13 protein-coding genes and 1 pseudogene are annotated in these 17,189 nt (G+C 68.6%); 12 read left to right on the forward strand and 2 right to left on the reverse strand.

Features of this window, described 5'->3' with window-relative positions; genetic code table 11:
* The first annotated feature begins 34 nt into the window (after positions 1-34).
* The 9 genes from N5C25_RS07980 to N5C25_RS08020 all read left to right on the forward strand — a co-directional run bounded on the left by N5C25_RS07980 (position 35) and on the right by N5C25_RS08020 (position 9,683).
* Positions 35-1,285 (forward strand): NAD(P)/FAD-dependent oxidoreductase, encoded by a 1,251-nt coding sequence (locus tag N5C25_RS07980; protein WP_019661707.1) that lies wholly within the window; start codon positions 35-37, stop codon positions 1,283-1,285.
* Positions 1,273-1,830 carry a DUF3261 domain-containing protein gene (locus N5C25_RS07985; RefSeq protein WP_279936746.1) on the forward strand — a complete coding sequence of 186 codons (558 nt, stop codon included), beginning with the start codon at positions 1,273-1,275 and terminating at the stop codon, positions 1,828-1,830. Before N5C25_RS07980 ends, N5C25_RS07985 begins: the two co-directional genes overlap by 13 nt.
* Positions 1,827-3,011: a beta-ketoacyl-[acyl-carrier-protein] synthase family protein gene (locus tag N5C25_RS07990; RefSeq protein ID WP_058979150.1), complete on the forward strand. Its 1,185-nt coding sequence runs from the start codon at positions 1,827-1,829 to the stop codon at positions 3,009-3,011. Before N5C25_RS07985 ends, N5C25_RS07990 begins: the two co-directional genes overlap by 4 nt.
* Positions 3,008-3,463: a hypothetical protein gene (locus N5C25_RS07995; RefSeq protein ID WP_058979148.1), complete on the forward strand. Its 456-nt coding sequence runs from the start codon at positions 3,008-3,010 to the stop codon at positions 3,461-3,463. Before N5C25_RS07990 ends, N5C25_RS07995 begins: the two co-directional genes overlap by 4 nt.
* Positions 3,460-4,191 (forward strand): 3-ketoacyl-ACP reductase FabG2, encoded by a 732-nt coding sequence (locus N5C25_RS08000; protein WP_049454155.1) that lies wholly within the window; start codon positions 3,460-3,462, stop codon positions 4,189-4,191. The genes N5C25_RS07995 and N5C25_RS08000 overlap by 4 nt, the downstream gene beginning before the upstream one ends.
* Positions 4,191-5,429 (forward strand): beta-ketoacyl-ACP synthase, encoded by a 1,239-nt coding sequence (locus N5C25_RS08005; RefSeq protein WP_058979144.1) that lies wholly within the window; start codon positions 4,191-4,193, stop codon positions 5,427-5,429. The genes N5C25_RS08000 and N5C25_RS08005 overlap by 1 nt, the downstream gene beginning before the upstream one ends.
* Before the next feature lie 61 nt (positions 5,430-5,490).
* Positions 5,491-5,931: a hypothetical protein gene (locus N5C25_RS08010; protein WP_005420284.1), complete on the forward strand. Its 441-nt coding sequence runs from the start codon at positions 5,491-5,493 to the stop codon at positions 5,929-5,931.
* Positions 5,932-6,091: 160 nt separating this feature from the next.
* The gene (locus N5C25_RS08015; protein ID WP_014648833.1) at positions 6,092-6,352 is read left to right on the forward strand and encodes a YcgL domain-containing protein; all 261 of its coding nucleotides are present in this window, start codon (positions 6,092-6,094) and stop codon (positions 6,350-6,352) included.
* Positions 6,345-9,683, forward strand: a complete 3,339-nt coding sequence (locus N5C25_RS08020) for an ankyrin repeat domain-containing protein (protein ID WP_058979141.1) — start codon at positions 6,345-6,347, stop codon at positions 9,681-9,683. The genes N5C25_RS08015 and N5C25_RS08020 overlap by 8 nt, the downstream gene beginning before the upstream one ends.
* A 134-nt stretch (positions 9,684-9,817) precedes the next feature.
* Here N5C25_RS08020 and N5C25_RS08025 read toward each other — a convergent pair whose 3' ends face one another.
* Positions 9,818-11,596, reverse strand: a complete 1,779-nt coding sequence (locus tag N5C25_RS08025; protein ID WP_058979139.1) for a monovalent cation:proton antiporter-2 (CPA2) family protein — start codon at positions 11,594-11,596, stop codon at positions 9,818-9,820.
* A gap of 345 nt (positions 11,597-11,941) precedes the next feature.
* Here N5C25_RS08025 and mgtE point away from each other — a divergent pair, with 345 nt between their 5' ends.
* Positions 11,942-13,312: a magnesium transporter gene (gene mgtE / locus N5C25_RS08030; RefSeq protein ID WP_058979137.1), complete on the forward strand. Its 1,371-nt coding sequence runs from the start codon at positions 11,942-11,944 to the stop codon at positions 13,310-13,312.
* 85 nt (positions 13,313-13,397) lie between these two features.
* The gene (locus tag N5C25_RS08035; protein WP_058979135.1) at positions 13,398-16,118 is read left to right on the forward strand and encodes a bifunctional acetate--CoA ligase family protein/GNAT family N-acetyltransferase; all 2,721 of its coding nucleotides are present in this window, start codon (positions 13,398-13,400) and stop codon (positions 16,116-16,118) included.
* Positions 16,119-16,191: 73 nt separating this feature from the next.
* Here the strand turns inward: N5C25_RS08035 and N5C25_RS20495 are convergent.
* A pseudogene (locus N5C25_RS20495) lies at positions 16,192-16,397 on the reverse strand (heavy metal-binding domain-containing protein); the annotation flags it as partial.
* A 127-nt stretch (positions 16,398-16,524) separates the two neighbouring features.
* Here N5C25_RS20495 and N5C25_RS08045 point away from each other — a divergent pair.
* A partial coding sequence (locus N5C25_RS08045) for an alpha/beta hydrolase (RefSeq protein ID WP_279936747.1) occupies positions 16,525-17,189 on the forward strand: 665 nt, incomplete at its 3' end.

Consider the following 17,189-nt stretch of genomic DNA (forward strand, 5'->3'; position numbering starts at 1 on the left):
TCTTTCCACTTGATCGAGCAACAAGGACGCACCGATGAACACTGCTGTGGATGCTGTCGAACGTACTGAAATCCTGATCATCGGCGCGGGCCCGGCCGGTTCGGTGGCTGCGGCGATGCTGCGCCAGCAGGGCCGCCAGGTGCTGATGCTGGAACGCCAGCAGTTTCCACGCTTCTCCATCGGCGAAAGCCTGCTGCCGCAGAGCATGGAGTACATCGAGGCGGCCGGCCTGCTGCAGGATGTGGTCGAGGCGGGCTTCCAGTACAAGAACGGTGCCGCCTTCGTGCACGGCGAAGCGCGCACTGCATTCGACTTCAGGAAGAAGTTCTCGCCGGGTTGGGGCACCACCTACCAGGTGCAGCGCGCCGACTTCGACAACGTGCTGGCACGCGGTGCCGAGCGCATGGGCACCACGCTGCGCTTCGGCGACGAAGTGCTTGCTGTCGAGCCGGGCGAGCAACCGGCGGTGACGGTGCGCCGCCCGGACGGCAGTGAATACCGCATCGAGGCCGATTTCATCCTCGATGCCTCCGGCTTCGCGCGCCTGCTGCCGCGGCTGCTGCAGCTGGAGTCGCCGTCCAACTTCCCGGTGCGCGGCGCGATCTTCTGCCACGTGCGCGACAACATTCCGGCCGAAGCGGACTTCGACCGCAACAAGATCCTGATCACCACCCATCCCGAGCACATCGACGTCTGGTACTGGACGATCCCGTTCTCCAACGGCTGCTGCTCGCTGGGCGTGGTCGCCGAGCCGTCGTTCTTCGAGCGCTACGAGGGCGACGACCTGCAGAAGCTGCAGGCCATCGTCGGCGAGGACCCCAACCTGACCCGCCTACTGGCCAACGCCGAATGGGCGGTGCTGCCGGTGCGCCGCATCACCGGCTACTCGGCCAACGTCAGCTCGCTGTGGGGGCCCGGCTATGCCCTGCTGGGCAACGCCGGCGAGTTCCTCGACCCGGTGTTCTCGTCCGGTGTGACCATTGCCTTCAAGTCCGCGCAGCTGGCCAGCGAATGCCTGGCGCGCCGCTATGCCGGTGAAACCGTCGACTGGGAAGCTGAATTCTCGATCCCGCTGCGCGCCGGCGTGAAGACCTTCCGCCGCTTCGTCGAAAGCTGGTACGAAGGCGGCTTCCAGAAGATCATCTACCACCCGCAGCAGCAGCCCGAAGTGCGCGACATGATCAGCTCCATCCTGGCCGGCTACGCCTGGGACACCAACAACCCGTATGTGGCCGACGAAAGCGGCCGTCGCATGCGCGTGCTGGAGGAACTGTGCAGCGCCTGATCTTCCGTACTGCGGCCCTGCTGCTGTGCCTGCTGCTGGCCGCCTGTGCCGGGCGCATGCCCAAGCCACAGGTGCAACTGCCGCCGCTGCGCCTGTCGCCGGCCAGCCTGCCGGCGCCGCTGGCGCTGCAGCAGCAGCTGCACTTCCGTTTCGGCACGCATGAGCGCGACCTCGATGCGCTGCTGGAAGCCGATGCACAGCGGGTGCAGCTGGCGGTGCAGGCGATGGGCCAGACCGGCGTGCGCCTGCAGTGGGACGGCCAGCAGCTGACCCAGCAGCGTGCGCCATGGTTGCCGCCGCAGGTGCGTGCCGAGCGTGTGCTGGATGACCTGCAGTTCGCGCTGTGGCCGACCGCGGCCATCGCCGCAGCGCTGCCGGCGGGCTGGCAGGTCAGTGATGATGGTCATCAGCGCAGCCTGTCGCGTGATGGCACCGTGTGGCTGCGCCTGCAGCGCCTGGACGATGGCAGCATGCAGCTGGACAACCGCGCCGAAGGCTATGCGCTGCGCATCGAATCAATCGACATGGCCGGGCAGGACCGATGAGTGCACCGATCTACCTGAACGACCTGGGCATGGTCTGCGCGCTTGGCGAGGACCGTGCCACAGTGGCGTCGGCGCTGTTCGCCGATGTACCGGGCGGGCTCAGCACCAACGGCAGCCTGATGCCGGGGCGCACCCTGGCGCTGGGAGAAGTACGCACGCCGCTGCCGGCGCTGGAAGACCTGCCGGTGGCCCTGCGTGGGCGCAACAACGCCCTGCTGGACATGGCACTGGCGCAGATCGCTCCGGCGGTGAGCGCAGCCATCGCCCGCCATGGCGCCGAGCGCGTAGCGGTGGTGTTGGGCACCAGCACCTCGGGCATCGGTGAATCCGAGCAGGCCTTGCGCACCCATGCCGAGCAGGGCCAGTGGCCGCCAGGGTTCGATTACGCCCAGCAGGAAATGGGTACCGCCGCGCAGTTCGTGCGCCAGCGCAGTGGCGCGCTGGGACCGGCGTGGACCCTGTCCACGGCGTGTTCGTCCAGCGCCAAGGCATTGATGTCGGCCGCGCGCATGCTGCGCGCCGGCATCGTCGACGCCGTGATCGCAGGCGGCGCGGACTCCCTGTGCCGCTTCACCGTGGCTGGCTTCAGCGCGCTGGAATCGGTCTCGGCCCAACGCTGCAATCCGTTCTCGCAGCATCGTACCGGTATCAACATCGGCGAGGGTGCCGCGCTGTTCCTGCTCACCCGCGAACCCGGCCCGGTATGCCTGGCGGGGTGGGGCGAGTCGGCCGATGCCCACCACATGTCCGCGCCTGACCCGCAGGGCCTGGGCGCCATCGACGCCCTGCAGCAGGCGCTGCAGCGTGCTGGCTGGGCCGCCGGCGAAGTGGACTATGTGAACCTGCATGGGACAGCTACCGGCCACAACGATGCGATGGAAAGCCTGGCCGTGTCGCAGGTACTGGGCAGCCACGTGCCGGCCAGTTCGACCAAGCCGTTGACCGGCCACACGCTGGGTGCCTCGGGCGCCATCGAGGCGGCGCTGTGCTGGATCGTGCTGGCCGAGAACCCGCAGCAGCAGCTGCCGCCGCACTGGTGGGACGGCGTGGCCGACCCAGCGCTGCCGGTGTTGCCGCTGGTCGCACCGGCCACCCGCCTGGCGCAGCCGCCGCGACGGGTGCTGAGCAATTCGTTCGCTTTCGGCGGCAGCAACGCCGTGCTGGCACTGGAGCGTCGATGAACACGCTGTATGCAATCGAAGAGGTGGTGCCGCACCGCCAGGACATGTGCCTGCTGCAGCGCATCACGCATTGGGACCAGGACACCCTCGAGGCCGAACTGGTGGTGCCCGAGGCCGGCCTGTTCGTGGAGAACGGCGAAGTGCCGGCGTGGGTCGGCATCGAATACATGGCGCAGGCCATTGCGGCCTGGGCCGGCTGCCGCGCGCGTGCGGCCGGCAAGCCGCCGCAGCTGGGCTTCCTGCTCGGCAGCCGCCGCTACAGCAGCGCGCGCAGCAGCTTCCCCAGCGGTTCGCGACTGCGCGTACAGGCGCGCTGCGAGCTGTTGGGTGACAATGGATTGGGGATGTTCGCCTGCCGCATCCAGGCAGGTGAGGACGAATGGGCGACAGCCAACGTGTCGGTGTACGAACCGGCCGACGCGATGGCCTATCTGGAGAGTGGACAGGCATGACAGGGAATCGAAGCGTGCTGGTGACCGGCGCCAGCCGGGGCATCGGCCGGGCCATTGCGCTGCGCATCGCGCGCGATGGCTTCGACGTGGTGGTGCATTGCCGCAGCCGCCTGGAAGAGGCACAGGCCGTGGAGGCTGAGATCCAGGCACTGGGCCAGCAGGCCCGCGTGCTGGTGTTCGACGTGGCCGACCGCGAGGCCGCGAGGGCCGCGCTGGAAGCCGATGTCGAGGCACATGGCGCGTATTACGGCGTGGTCTGCAATGCCGGCATCGCCCGTGACGGCGCCTTCCCGGCGCTGTCGGAGGACGATTGGGACCAGGTCATCCACACCAACCTGGATGGCTTCTACAACGTGCTGCATCCGCTGATCATGCCGATGGTACGGCGGCGCAGGCCGGGCCGCATCGTCACCCTGTCGTCGGTATCCGGGTTGGCCGGCAACCGCGGCCAGGTCAACTACAGTGCTGCCAAGGCCGGCATCATCGGTGCCACCAAGGCGCTGGCGCTGGAACTGGCCAGCCGCCAGATCACCGTCAACTGCGTGGCTCCGGGCCTGATCGAAACCGAAATGCTCAACGATGAAGTGGTTGAACACGCGCTCAAGCTGATTCCCGCCGGCCGCGTCGGCCGTCCCGACGAAGTGGCGGCGACGGTGGCGTTCCTGCTGTCCGAGCCGGCCGGCTACATCACCCGCCAGGTGATCTCGGTGAACGGAGGCATGCTCTGATGGCCGCCAATCGTCGCGTGGTGGTCACCGGTGCCGCCGCCATCAGTCCGCTCGGCCACGATTGGCCGACCATCGAGGCACACCTGCGCAGCTGCCGCAATGCGGTGCGTGCGATGCCCGAGTGGGATGTGTATGCCGGGCTGAACACCAAGCTGGCGGCGCCGGCGCAGGATTTCGCGCTGCCGCCCAACTACAACCGCAAGACCACCCGCTCGATGGGCAAGGTCGCGATCATGTCGGTGCGCGCCACCGAGGTGGCGCTGCGCGAGGCAGGCCTGCACGAGCACCCGGTGCTGCGCAGCGGCCGTACCGGCGTGGCCTATGGTTCCTCGTCGGGCAGCCATGAGGCCACCGGTGAATTCGGACGCATGCTCAACGAGTTCACCACCGATGGCATCAGTGCCACCACCTACCTGAAGATGATGAGCCACACCGCGCCGGTCAACATCGGCGTGTTCTTCGGCCTGTCCGGGCGCGTGTACACCACGTCCAGCGCCTGCACCTCGGGCAGCCAGGGTGTGGGCGCGGCCTATGAAGCCATCCGCAGCGGCAAGCAGACGGTGATGGTGGCCGGCGGTGCCGAGCAGCTCGATGCCACCGCTGCGGCGGTGTTCGATACGCTGTTCGCCACCAGCGTGCGCAACGACGCGCCGCAGACCACGCCACGCCCATTCGATGCCGGCCGCGATGGCCTGGTGCTGGGCGAGGGCGCCTGCACGCTGATCCTGGAAGACCTGGAACACGCGCAGGCGCGTGGCGCCACCATCCTGGCCGAGGTGGTCGGCTACGGCACCAACAGCGATGGCCAGCACGTCACCCAGCCCAGCGCCGACACCATGGCCCAGGCGATGCGCCTGGCGCTGGAAGATGCCGGCCTGGACACGGCGCAGATCGACTACGTCAACGCCCATGGCACCGCCACCGACCACGGCGACATCGCCGAGACCCAGGCCACCGCACAGGTGTTCGGCAGCCGCGTGCCGATCAGCTCGCTGAAGAGCTACGTCGGCCACATGCTGGGTGCCTGTGGCGCGTTCGAGGCCTGGCTGAGCATCGAGATGATGCGCACCGGCTGGTTCGCGCCGACCCTGAACCTGGCCGAGGTCGATCCGCGCTGTGGCCAGCTCGACTTCATCACCGGGCAGGGCCGCGAACTGCAGGCCGAGTACGTGATGAGCAACAACTTCGCCTTCGGCGGCATCAACACCTCGCTGGTGTTCCGCCGCTGGCGCGAGTGAACCACCGTCCCACCGCACTGTTTCCGCTACCCACCCGCACCCCTGACAAGGAGAAGTTTCGATGCGCCGCACTCTCATGATCGCCACTGCCACTGCGCTGCTGGCCCTGACCTCCACCGCCTCTGCCCGCGACACGCGTGTCGAACAGTCCCTGCAGGAACTGGTCAATTCGCAGGCCGCCAAGGACGCTGGCATCGACGGCAGCGTGCGCTTCTATCTGGCCGGCCAGCCGGTCAGCGTGCAGCAGCGCCTGGGCGAAGACGTGACCAACAAGAAGACCAACGCCGCCAACAAGAGCGATGCCGAGGCCTGCCGCTGGGTTGCGTTGTCGGCACTGCGCGCGCTGCAGGACGGTGCCAAGTCGCGCGGCGCCAACGCCGTGGTCGACATCGTCAGCTATTACAAGAAGAACGAGTTCAAGAGCAGCACCAACTACGAGTGCTACGCCGGTGCCATCCTCGCGGGTGTCGCGCTGAAGGGCACCTACGCCAAGGTCAAGTAAGCGCCCGTGTGGTGGCAGCCGTGGCTGAACGACGCCGCCACATTGCTGAACCTCGCCGGGGAAACGCCGTCGATCACGCCGCCGACGTCGGCTGACGGCTTTCCCCGGTGTCGGCTTTCCGACACAATCATGGCTCTTCCCGGGTTATCGTCCCGCGGACATGCACGCCTACGTCTATAAAAGCCAACTCAAGCCGGACACCTACGTCTACGTTCCCCGTCGCGATGATTTCAGCGCGCTGCCCGCGCCGCTGCTCACCTCGCTGGGGACGCTCGCCTTCGTCCTGGAGGTGGCCCTGGATGCCCAGCGCCGCCTGGCGCAGGCTGACCCGGAAAAGGTCCGCAGCGAAATGAGCGAGCGCGGGTTCTACCTGCAGGTGCCGCCGTCGGTGGCCAGCCTGATGCCGCGCCACTATGACTGACGCCTCCCGTCCGCGCCTTGTGTCAATTGCCTTCGCCGCGGGCGCGGTGCTGGCGCTGGGCGCCGCCGTGGGTGGCTTCCCGGGTGCCGTCCTGGCCGCACTGGCGCAGCCAGCGTTCGCGCTGGCGATCTCATGGTGGCGTCGCAGCCGCGCGCTGCTGCCGCTGAAGGTGGTCTCTCGCCAGGACCTGCCGGCGCTGCTGGCGTTGTGGACGGCCGCGCCGCTGCTGCTGGCGCTGTTGCTGGCCTGGCCGCTGGCGGCGCTGCGCGACAGCGGCAGCCTTGCGGCGGTGCTGGGCCTGAGCGTGCTGGTCAGTGCCGGCCTGCTCGCCGCCTGGCGCACCTGGCCGTTGTGGAACGATGTCGAACGCCTCGACGGCAGCCTGGCCCAGCACTGGCAGGCGCTGGCTGGGCGTGACCTGGGCGCCTGGCGCGGCCTCGGTGTGGCCGCGCTGGTGATCGCGCTGGCCGCGCTGGTGGTGCTGCCGGCCTGGCCGGGGCTGCTGCCGGAAAGCGCACACTGGCCCGCCGCGCTGGCGGTGGTGCTGCTGTCTCCCGTGCTGCACCTGCTGCTGCAGCGGGTGGCGCCGGCACCGCTGGTGTCGCTGCGCGCAGGCCCGCTGGCTACGGCCAGCGACGAGCGCGAACCGATGTTCTCCGCTGCGGTCGAAACCACGCCGCTGGAGGCGATGGCGCCGCAGGAGCTGACCCCGGCGCTGTATGAAGCCGCCCGCCATGGCCGCATCGACCGGGGCCTGCAACTGCTGCAGGCCGGTGCCGATCCGTATGCGCTGCCGGACCCGAACTGGCGCGACCAGCGCAGCCTGGCGGTGCTGGCAGCGGTGCTGCCGGACCTGCGCCTGCTGCGCGAGCTGATCGCCCGCGGCGTCGATGTGAACGCACCGCACCGGGGCATGACCCCGCTACTGGCCGCCACCCGTGACAGCTGGCATGGCCGCCCCGAGGCGGTGATGACCCTGCTCGCCAACGGTGCCGACTCGCGTGCCACCGACAGCGATGGCAACACGCCGCTGCACCATGCCGCGCGCAGTTCCGACCCGGGTGTGGCGGCGCTGCTGCGCGATGCCGCCGCCGAAGTCGATGCGTTGAACAACGAGGGCTGGTCGCCGCTGGCCGTGGCCTGCCAGGTCGGCAACTGGCGCCTGGCCCGTTTCCTGCTCGAACGCGGTGCACGCTGCGAACCGGCCGATGGCACCCCGGTGCTGCTGGCCGCCGCCGCCACCGAGGACGACGATCCGGCGGGCGTGCAGCTGCTGCTCAAGCACAAGGCGCGGGCTGACGCGCGTGATCGCCAGCGTCGCAGCGCGCTGCATGAAGCGGCGCTGGCCGGTCACGTCGAGATCATCGGCGTGCTGCTGGCTGCCGGCGCCAATCTGGAAGCGCGCGATGCGCTGGGCCGTACGCCGTGGCTGGAAGCGGCCCGTGCCGGTCGCGCCGCCGTGATCGAGCATCTGCTGCCGCACAAGCCGGACCTGGTCGCGGTGGACGGCGAAGGCCGTAATGCGGTGCAGCTGGCGGCGATGGCCGAGGATGTCTCGCCGCTGCTGATCAAGCGCCTGGTCGAACTCGGCATCGCCGCCGATGCCACCGATCCGGTCGGCCGCCGTGCGGTGGACTATGCCGCCGAAGCCGGCCGCTGGGCGATCGTGGCTCTGCTGGACCCGTCCTATCCCTTGCCGGCTGCGGTCAGCGATGGACTGGCCGAGCGTGGCGAAGCCGCCGGCGCAAGTGGCCTGCTGCCGGACCGCCCGCCGCTGACCCTGCTGCGCGAAGCGCTGGGCTTCGGCAACACTGAAGGCATGGCCGCGCTGGCCAAGCTGTGCCAGCCGGAAGAGCTGGGTGGCCTGCTGCTCGATCCGGAGCTGGCGCTGGAGCCGCGTGCGGTCGATTGGCTGCTGGCCCACGGTGCCGATCCCTACGTGCGTGACGCCTGTTCCGACACGCCGATGTTCGCGCTGTTGTCGCGTGGCATCGACGCGGTGCCGGCGCTGCAGGTCATGCTGCAGCGTGGCCTGTCGCCGGCCGGACGCGGTGGCCTGGCACGCTTCCTCGCAGCGTGTGCACAACACGACCAGGCCGCCCGTGGCCTGGAACAGCTGGCACTGGAACTGCTGGAACGTGGCGCCGATCCGTTCGCCGCCTCGCCGGCCGGCGATCCGCCGCTGTCGCTCGCGGTGCGCCTGGGCTGGCTGCGCCTGCAGCAGGCCCTGCTCAAGGCCGGTGTCGATCGTGAAGCGCGCGACAGCCACGGCATGACCGCATTGCACCTGGCCACCGCGTTGGCCCGCGAAGGCGCACTGAAGCTGCTGGTGCAGCACGGTGCCTCGCCGGAAGCGCGCGCCGCCGACGGCCAGACGCCGTTGGGCGTGGCGCTGTCGATCGGTCGCCGTGATCTGGCCGACTGGCTCGACTGGCGGGTGTGGCCATTGCCGCGCCGCACGCTGCGCGAGGCCGATCTGCCGGCTGCTGCAATGGCAGGTGATGTGGATGCGGTGCGGCGCCTGATCGATCTGGGTTTCGCCGTCGATGCGGTCGACGCACAGGGCTGCACCGCACTGCTGCGTGCAGCCGGTGGCGGCCACCTGGCGGTGACCGACCTGCTGCTGGCGCGCGGCGCCGATCCGCAGCACGCCGCGGCCAGTGGCGCGACGCCGCTGTCGGCGGCGGTCAGCATGCGCCAGGTGGACATCGTTTCGGCCCTGCTCGATGCCGGCGCCAAGCTGGAACATCGCCTGCCGGGTGGGGTGACCGTGCTGATGCTGGCCTCGGCGCTGGGTCTGCCGGACATCGTCGCGCGCCTGCTCACTGCCGGTGCCGACGTGCATGCCGGTGACGCGCAGCAGCTGGGCCCGCTGCACTGTGCCGCGCTGTACGGTTTCAGTGCCCGCGACCGCTCGCGCCTGCTGGCCCTGCTCGACACCCTGCTGTTGGCGGGCGCCGAGCCGGACCAGGCCGCCGCCGGTTCGGTCACGCCCCTGCTGCTGCTGCTGGGCGCTCGCGCCGAGCCGGGTACCGCCTGCGACGAGCAGGTGGTGATGGCGGCGGTAGAGCGCCTGCTGGATGAGGACGTGAGCTTGGACGTGCGTGATCCGCGCGGCTTCGGCCCGTTGCATTTGGCCGCGCTGCATGGCCTGCCGCTGCTGGTGCAGCGCCTGCTGCGCGCGGGGGCGGATCCGGAAGCACGCGACAGCCTCAACCGCAGCCCGCGCGAGATCGCCGTGATGCGCGGCTTCATCGACGTGGCCGGTGAGTTCGAACCGCGCGTGCCGGGCGTTTCGTCGATGGCGCGGTTCCTGCGCGACAACGGCTGATCGCTGGAAAAGGGTAGTGCCGGCCGCTGGCCGGCTACCTCATGACATCTCCGGGATGACGGGATTGCCGGCCAGCGGCCGGCACTACCGGGTCCGCCATTGATCGGGTGGGTACCGACCGTTGGTCGGCACGCCTACTTGCCTTCGCTTTCCGCGTCGGCCTCGAAAAGATGCATCAGGTCGTTGCGTGCATCGCGCGAGGTCTGGATCACCGCCGCCTCGTCGTCGTACACCAGGTACTGGTCGCGCAGCAGCTGCTCATCGTGCTCGCGGAAGCGCTGCACATGGCGTTCGGCCACGTCCGGTGCCACGCCCAATGCGGTCAGCACGCGGCCGCTCATCTCCAGGCTGGTGCCAAACACTTCGCGGAACGGCTCGGCCGACATGTCCATCAGGCGCCAGGCATGCTGGCGGTTGCGCGCACGCGCCAGCACCTTCGCGTCCGGGTACAGCCGGCGCACCATGCGCACCGCGCGCAGGTTGGTCTCCGGGTCGTCCACGGTGATCACGAACACATCGATGTGCTCGCCGCCCGCCGCACGCAGCATCTCCGGCCGGGTCGGGTCGCCGTAGTACAGCTGGTTGCCGAAACGGCGCAGGTCGGCCACGGTGTCCGGGTTCGCCTCCAGCGCCACGAACGGCACCTTCTGTGCCGTCAGCAGGCGTGCGATGACCTGGCCGAAGCGGCCCATCCCGGCGATCAGCACCTTGGGGCGGTTGTCCGGCGCCACCTTATCGGCCTCGGCTGCCTCGCGCGGTGCGGCCTTCTCCTGGCCGAGCAGCTTGAGCAGCGCGATCATCAGCAGCGGCGTGATCGCCATCGACAGGCCCACGATCGCCACCAGCCGGTCGTGGTTGGCATTGCCGAGCAGGTGCGCGCGCTGCGCTTCGTTGAACACCACGAAAGCGAACTCGCCGCCCAGCCACAACACGCTGCCCAGCAGCAGCGACTGCCGCGGACTGAGCCGGGCGATGCGGCCGATCGCGTACAGCAGGCTGAACTTGACCACCAGCAGGATGCCGACGCCAGCCGCGATCAGCCACGGTTCGGCGGCAATGCGGTCCAGGTCGATGCCCATGCCCACCGCGATGAAGAACAGGCCCAGCAGCAGGCCCTTGAACGGCTCGATCTGCGCTTCAAGTTCGTGCCGGAACTCCGAATCGGACAGCAGCACGCCGGCCAGGAACGCGCCGAGGCTGGGGCTGAGGCCGGCTTCCTGCATGAACCAGGCGGTGCCCAGCACCACCAGCAGTGCGGTGGCGGTGAACACTTCCGGGCTGCGGGTGCGGGCGATGATGCTGAACACCTTGCGCAGCACCGGTCGCCCGCACAGGATCACCACGGCCAGCGCACCGAGGGCCACGGCGGCGTCTTCCCAGCGCAGGGTCTCGTTCTTCACCCCGCCCAGCAGCGGGATGGCCGCCAGCAGCGGAATCGCGATCAGGTCCTGGAACAGCAGGATGGCGAACCCGAGCCGCCCATGGTCGCTGTTGATCGCCTTGTGCTCGGACAGCAGCTGCAGGCCCACCGCGGTGGACGACAGCGCCAGCGCCACGCCCACCACCAGCGCGCTCTTCCACTGGAAATGGTCGAGCAGCAGCAGGCCACCGAGCACCAGCCCGGACAGCGCCACCTGCGCCGCCCCGGCACCGAACACCGAGCGCCGCATCACCTTCAGGCGCGCTGGCGACAGCTCCAGGCCGATCACGAACAGCAGCATCACCACCCCGATCTCGGCGGCACCGAGGATGCGGTCGGCGTCCTGCACGAAGCCCAGCCCGTCCGGGCCCAGCACCACACCGGCGGCCAGGTAGCCCAGCACCGCGCCGAAGCCGAACTTCTTGAACACCGGCACGGCGATGACCGCCGCCAGCAGCAGCACCAGGGCCAGTTCCAGACCACCGCTATGCATGGGAATACCTGGTCATCGGGGGGAGCCGCTGTGCGTCCGTTCGGGTTGGGAAAAGCGTGGCGAACACCACCGCGCCATTATGCGCGCCGGCCTGTGCATGCACGAGAACAACCTGCGGGCAGGGTGCTGCCGCGGCGGGACCGGGTTGACCTGCATGGTCCACGGGTCCAGACTGCCCGCCGCTGGCGGCGCGTCCGTCGGCACACGCATCCCGGAGTCCCCAACCCATGTCCAGCGACAGTAGAAGTCGACCTCGTTCGACGCCAGCGATGGCCACCGCCTGACATCGGGACGGTTTGCCTGCGTTGGCGTTGCGCGAGGTCGCACCCCCACAAGGCAAACCCGATGAACCAAAAGCAATTGCTGCGCCCGGTGGCCGATGCCGCCGCACTGGCCGCGCCGCTGGCGAACTTCAACACCGCCGATGCGGTGGAATTCCTCAACACGCTGGAGCTGAACCGCGCCGCGGAAACGCTGGCTGCGCTTCCGTTGCCGCGTGCAGTGAAAATGCTGGAAGCGCCGGAACTGCACCGCAGTGGCGAGCTGGTGGCTGCGCTGCCCCCGGCGCGCGCTGCCGCCCTGCTCGGCTTGATGGCCGACGACCGCGCCACCGACATCGTCCATGAGCTGGATGAGGAAGAACGCGCGCGGTTGATCCCGCTGCTGGGCACCGACGCCCGCCAGGCCATCCAGAAGCTGCTGAGCTACCCGCCGAACACCGCCGGTGCGCTGATGACCACCGAGTACGTGGCGGTACCCGCCAGCTGGACCGTGGCGCAGACCCTGCAGCACATCCGCCAGGTCGAGCGCACCCGTGAAACGGTGTACGCGATCTACGTGCTGGAGCCGTCCAGCCAGCAGCTGCAGCAGGTGGTGACCATGCGCCGGCTGATCACCGGCCTGCCGGAGGAGTCGATCCTGGACGTGGCCCAGGTCAATCCACCGGTGACGGTGGACGCACTGATGGACCAGGAAGAAGTGGCACGGCTGATCCGTCGCCACGACTTGCTGGCGATCCCGGTGGTCGATGCGCAGCAGCAGATGCTCGGCATCGTCACCGTGGACGACGTGCTCGACGCGCTGATCGAGGAATCCACCGAGGACGCGCACAAGTTCGGCGGCATGGAGGCACTGGACAAGCCCTACATGCAGATCGGCTTCCTGGAGATGCTGCGCAAGCGCGCCGGCTGGCTGAGCGTGCTGTTCCTGGGCGAGATGCTGACCGCCAGCGCGATGCAGCACTATGAGGACGAACTGGCGCGCGCGGTGGTGCTGACCCTGTTCATTCCGCTGATCATGAGCTCAGGTGGCAATTCTGGTTCGCAGGCGACCTCGCTGCTGATCCGCAGCCTGGCGCTGCGCGAACTGCGCCTGCGCGACTGGTGGAAGGTGGCCATCCGCGAGATTCCGACCGGCATGGTGCTGGGTGCCATTCTTGGCTGCCTGGCCATCGTGCGCATCGTGATCTGGCAGCTGGGCGGCCTGCACGACTACGGCGAGCACTGGATACTGCTGGCGATCACCATCGGTGCCGCGCTGGTCGGCATCGTCACCTTCGGTTCGCTGTCCGGCTCGATGCTGCCCTTCATCCTCAAGCGGCTCGGTTTCGACCCGGCCAGCGCCTCGGCCCCGTTCGTGGCCACCCTGGTGGACGTGACCGGCCTGGTGATCTATTTCAGCATCGCCGCGATGATCCTGCACGGCACGCTGCTGTAACAAAAAAGGGGACGGAGGGGATTAAGTCGTTTGTGCCACAAGCGACTTAATCCCCTCCGTCCCCTTTTTTGGGTACCGTAGGCGCATGAGTACCTACCACCTGCAGTCCGTGTTCCGTCCGCAGTCGGTCGCGGTGATCGGCGGCAGCCCGCGCGAGCGTTCGGCCGGCCGCGCGGTGATGCGCAACCTGCGCGGCACCGGTTTCCCCGGCAAGGTGGCGTGGATCAACCCGCGGCATGCCGAGATCGATGGCATCCGCACGGTCAAACGGTTGAAGGACCTGGACTGGGTGCCGGATCTGGTGGTGATCACCGCGCCGGCGTCGATCGTGCCGCAGGTAGTGCGCACCGCTGCCGAACGCGGCGTGCAGGCGGCAATCATCCTCACCGCGCACCTGGGTGAAGGCCCGGGCTCGCTGTCGGCGCAGGTGGAGGCGGTGGCGCGCAAGCATGGCCTGCGCATCCTCGGCCCACACTGCCTGGGTGTGATTGCACCGCACGCACGGCTCAATGCCAGCATCGCCGCGCACTTCCCGCAGGCCGGTGATCTTGCGTTGATCTCCGAATCCTCGGCCATTGCCGCCGCGCTGGTGGAATGGGGCGTGGCGCGCTCGGTCGGGTTCTCCGCCGTGGTCTCGCTGGGCGACACGCTGGACGTCGACTTCGGTGACCTGCTCGACTACTTCGCCACCGACTACCGTACCCGCGCCATCCTGCTCTACGTTGAGCAGATCAAGGACGCGCGCAAGTTCATGTCGGCTGCGCGTGCCGCCGCCCGCGCCAAGCCGGTGGTGGTGGTGAAGTCGGGGCGCGCCGAGCGCGTGCAGCCCGGCAGCCGCGATACCCATGTGCAGGCCCTGGCCAGTGCCGATGATGTGTACGGTGCCGCCTTCAACCGCGCCGGCCTGCTGCGCGTCGGTGCGCTGGACGAGCTGTTCACCGCCGCCGAATCACTGGGGCGGCTGGGCACCTTCCCTGGCCGCCGCCTGGCCATTCTCAGCAATGGTGGCGGCGTCGGTCGCCTTGCCGTGGACCAACTCATCGCGCTGCGTGGCACGCTGGCCACCCTGTCCGACAGCACGGTGCAGAAGCTCGATGCAGTATTGCCACAGGGCTGGTCGCGCAGCAATCCGGTCGACATCGTGGTCGACGCCGATGGTGACCGCTATGCCGCGGCCATCGAAGCGTTGCTGGCCGACAACGAGAATGATGCGGTGATGGTGGTCAACGTGCCGACCGCATTCACTTCATCCGCAGACGCCGCACAGGCGCTTACCCGCACGCTCGGACTGCGCCCGCGCCATCACCGCGACAAGCCGGTATTCGCGGTGTGGCTGGGCAACGATGACCAGGCCACCGCCACGCTCAACGCGGCACGGGTGCCGACCTATCCGACCGAGGCCGAAGCGGTGCGCGGCTTCCAGCATCTGGTGCGTTACCGCGAAGCGCAGAACGCGCTGATGGAAACACCGCCCAGCCTGCCGCAGGACTTCAGTGTCGACGCGGCGGCCGCACGCGCGCTGGTCGATGCGGCATTGGCCAAAGGCCAGCAATGGCTGGACCCGTTGGCCACCCACGAACTGCTCAAGGCCTACGGCATTCCCTCCGCGCCGGTGATGCACGCGCGCGATGCGCACGAGGCAATGGACCTGGCGCAGCCGTTGCTGGAGCGTGGCGCCAGCGTGGCGCTGAAGATCCTGTCGCCGGACATTCCGCACAAGTCGGAAGTGGACGGCGTGCGCCTGAACCTGTCCACGCTGCCGGCGGTGCAGAGCGCGGCCAACGCGATCCTGTCGCGTGCACGCCAGCTGCGGCCGGATGCGCGCATCGATGGCCTGCTGGTGCAGCCGACCATCGTTCGCCCGAAGGCGCGCGAGTTGATCGTCGGTATTGCCGATGACGCGACGTTCGGCCCGGTGATCGTGGTCGGCCGTGGCGGTACCGCGGTTGAAGTCATCAATGACAAGGCGTTGGCGCTGCCGCCGCTGGACCTGCGCCTGGCCCACGAGCTGATCGGCCAGACCCGCGCCTCGCGCATCCTCAAGGCCTATGGCGATGTGCCTGCCGCCGACGAGCGCGCACTGGCATTGGCGCTGGTCAAGCTGGCACAGCTGGCCGCCGACATCCCCGAAGTGCGTACGCTGGACATCAATCCGTTGCTGGTCGACGGCAAGGGCATCCTCGCCCTCGACGCACGCGTGGCGGTGGCGCCGTCGCGCATCCTGCACAAGGGCCGTGGCCATCCGCGCTTCTCGGTGTTCCCGTACCCGAAGGAGTGGGAGCGCACCATCGAACTGTCCGATGGCGGCCGTGCCTTCGTGCGCCCGGTGCGGCCGGAGGACGACGCGCTGTTCCGTGCGTTCTTCGCCCGCGTCAGCGACGAGGACCTGCGCCTGCGCTTTTTCCAGTCGGTGAAGCACTTCAGCCACGAGTTCATCGCGCGCCTGACCCAGCTCGACTACGCACGCTCGATCGCACTGGTGGCGATCGAACCGCGCAGTGGCGAAATGCTTGGCGCGGTGCGCCTGCACGCCGATGCGGATTACCACCGCGGTGAGTACGGCATCCTGATCCGCTCGGACCTGAAGGGCCATGGCATCGGCTGGCGGCTGATGGCGATCATGATCGAGTACGCCAAGTGGCTGGGCCTGGACGTGGTCGAAGGCCAGGTGCTGCGCGAGAACAGCACCATGCTGGCGATGTGCCAGAGCCTGGGCTTCAAGACGAAGCTGGACCCGGATGACCCGACGGTGATGATGGTGACCCTGCCGGTGCAGCAGGTCGAGGTGCCCGAAACCCCATTGTAGAGCCGAGCCCACGCTCGGCTGCCTTGCATCTCACGGGCACGCCTGAGCCGAGCATGGGCTCGGCTCTACAAGATCACCGCTGCGGTTCCACCGCCACCGCCGTGCCATAGCACAGCCGCACGGTCAGCCCGGTCATCACATAGATGGCGTCGTAGCGCATGCCGATGATCGGGTTGGCAGCCAGCTGCCGTGCTTGCTTGTCTCTGCTGCGCCAGGTTTACTCGCGGCCTGTTCGCACAGCGCGGTGTAGATGGTGATGGTGTCGCCAAAGAGCGGCTCCGCCGCTGTCTTCTGTAGCGTCGAGCCATGCGCCACTGGCTATGCAGCCGTCGAACGTGGCTCGACGCTACAATCCGCCCCCTGTTGCGGCATGGTTCCGTCACCGTGCTGGCGCGACAATACCCCCATGACCGACCGTATTCCCCTGCTGCTGCTGCCCGGCCTGCTCAACGATGCCGAGCTGTGGCGCGCGCAGCTGGCCGACCTGGCCGACGTCGCCGACTGCACCGTGGGCGACCAGACCCGTGGCGAGACCCTGCAGGCGGTGGCCGAGGACGTGCTGGCACAGGCGCCGGAGCGCTTCGCCCTGGCCGGTTTCTCGCTGGGTGGCTTCGTCGCCCAGCAGATCGTGCGCATCGCGCCCGAGCGTGTGCTGCAGCTGGCGCTGGTCGATACCTCGATCCACGCCGATTCACCGGAACGTGCCGAACAGCGCCGCAGCCAACGCGCCAGCGTACGCCTGCCCGGCAAGTTCCATGGCTTCGGCGACGTGCTGATGCGCAGCTACATCGATGCCTCGCGGCTGGATGATTACGTGCTGGTGCAACGTGTGCGTGACATGACCGCCCGCCTGGGCGCGGACGTATTCCTGCGCCAGAGTGCGCTGGAACGCCGTGACGGCCATGACGTGCTGGCGGGTTACCGCGATCCGCTGTTGATCGTATGTGGCGCCAACGACCGCATTACGCCACTCGCGGTCAGCGAGGAAATGCACGCCCTGGTGCCGCACTCGCAGCTGGTGGTGGTGCCGGACTGCGGGCACCTGGCACCGATGGAAAAGCCGGATGAGGT

The sequence above is a fragment of the Stenotrophomonas sp. GD03958 genome, from assembly GCF_029839005.1.
Lineage (GTDB): Bacteria > Pseudomonadota > Gammaproteobacteria > Xanthomonadales > Xanthomonadaceae > Stenotrophomonas > Stenotrophomonas hibiscicola.

Coding starts and splice junctions, on each gene's coding strand:
- N5C25_RS07995 (WP_058979148.1), top strand. CDS start 3,008: ATGAACACGCTGTATGCAATCGAAGAGGTGGTGCCGCACCGCCAGGAC.
- N5C25_RS07990 (WP_058979150.1), top strand. CDS start 1,827: ATGAGTGCACCGATCTACCTGAACGACCTGGGCATGGTCTGCGCGCTT.
- N5C25_RS08020 (WP_058979141.1), top strand. CDS start 6,345: ATGACTGACGCCTCCCGTCCGCGCCTTGTGTCAATTGCCTTCGCCGCG.
- mgtE (WP_058979137.1), top strand. CDS start 11,942: ATGAACCAAAAGCAATTGCTGCGCCCGGTGGCCGATGCCGCCGCACTG.
- N5C25_RS08010 (WP_005420284.1), top strand. CDS start 5,491: ATGCGCCGCACTCTCATGATCGCCACTGCCACTGCGCTGCTGGCCCTG.
- N5C25_RS08005 (WP_058979144.1), top strand. CDS start 4,191: ATGGCCGCCAATCGTCGCGTGGTGGTCACCGGTGCCGCCGCCATCAGT.
- N5C25_RS08035 (WP_058979135.1), top strand. CDS start 13,398: ATGAGTACCTACCACCTGCAGTCCGTGTTCCGTCCGCAGTCGGTCGCG.
- N5C25_RS08025 (WP_058979139.1), bottom strand. CDS start 11,596: ATGCATAGCGGTGGTCTGGAACTGGCCCTGGTGCTGCTGCTGGCGGCG.
- N5C25_RS08015 (WP_014648833.1), top strand. CDS start 6,092: ATGCACGCCTACGTCTATAAAAGCCAACTCAAGCCGGACACCTACGTC.
- N5C25_RS07980 (WP_019661707.1), top strand. CDS start 35: ATGAACACTGCTGTGGATGCTGTCGAACGTACTGAAATCCTGATCATC.
- N5C25_RS08000 (WP_049454155.1), top strand. CDS start 3,460: ATGACAGGGAATCGAAGCGTGCTGGTGACCGGCGCCAGCCGGGGCATC.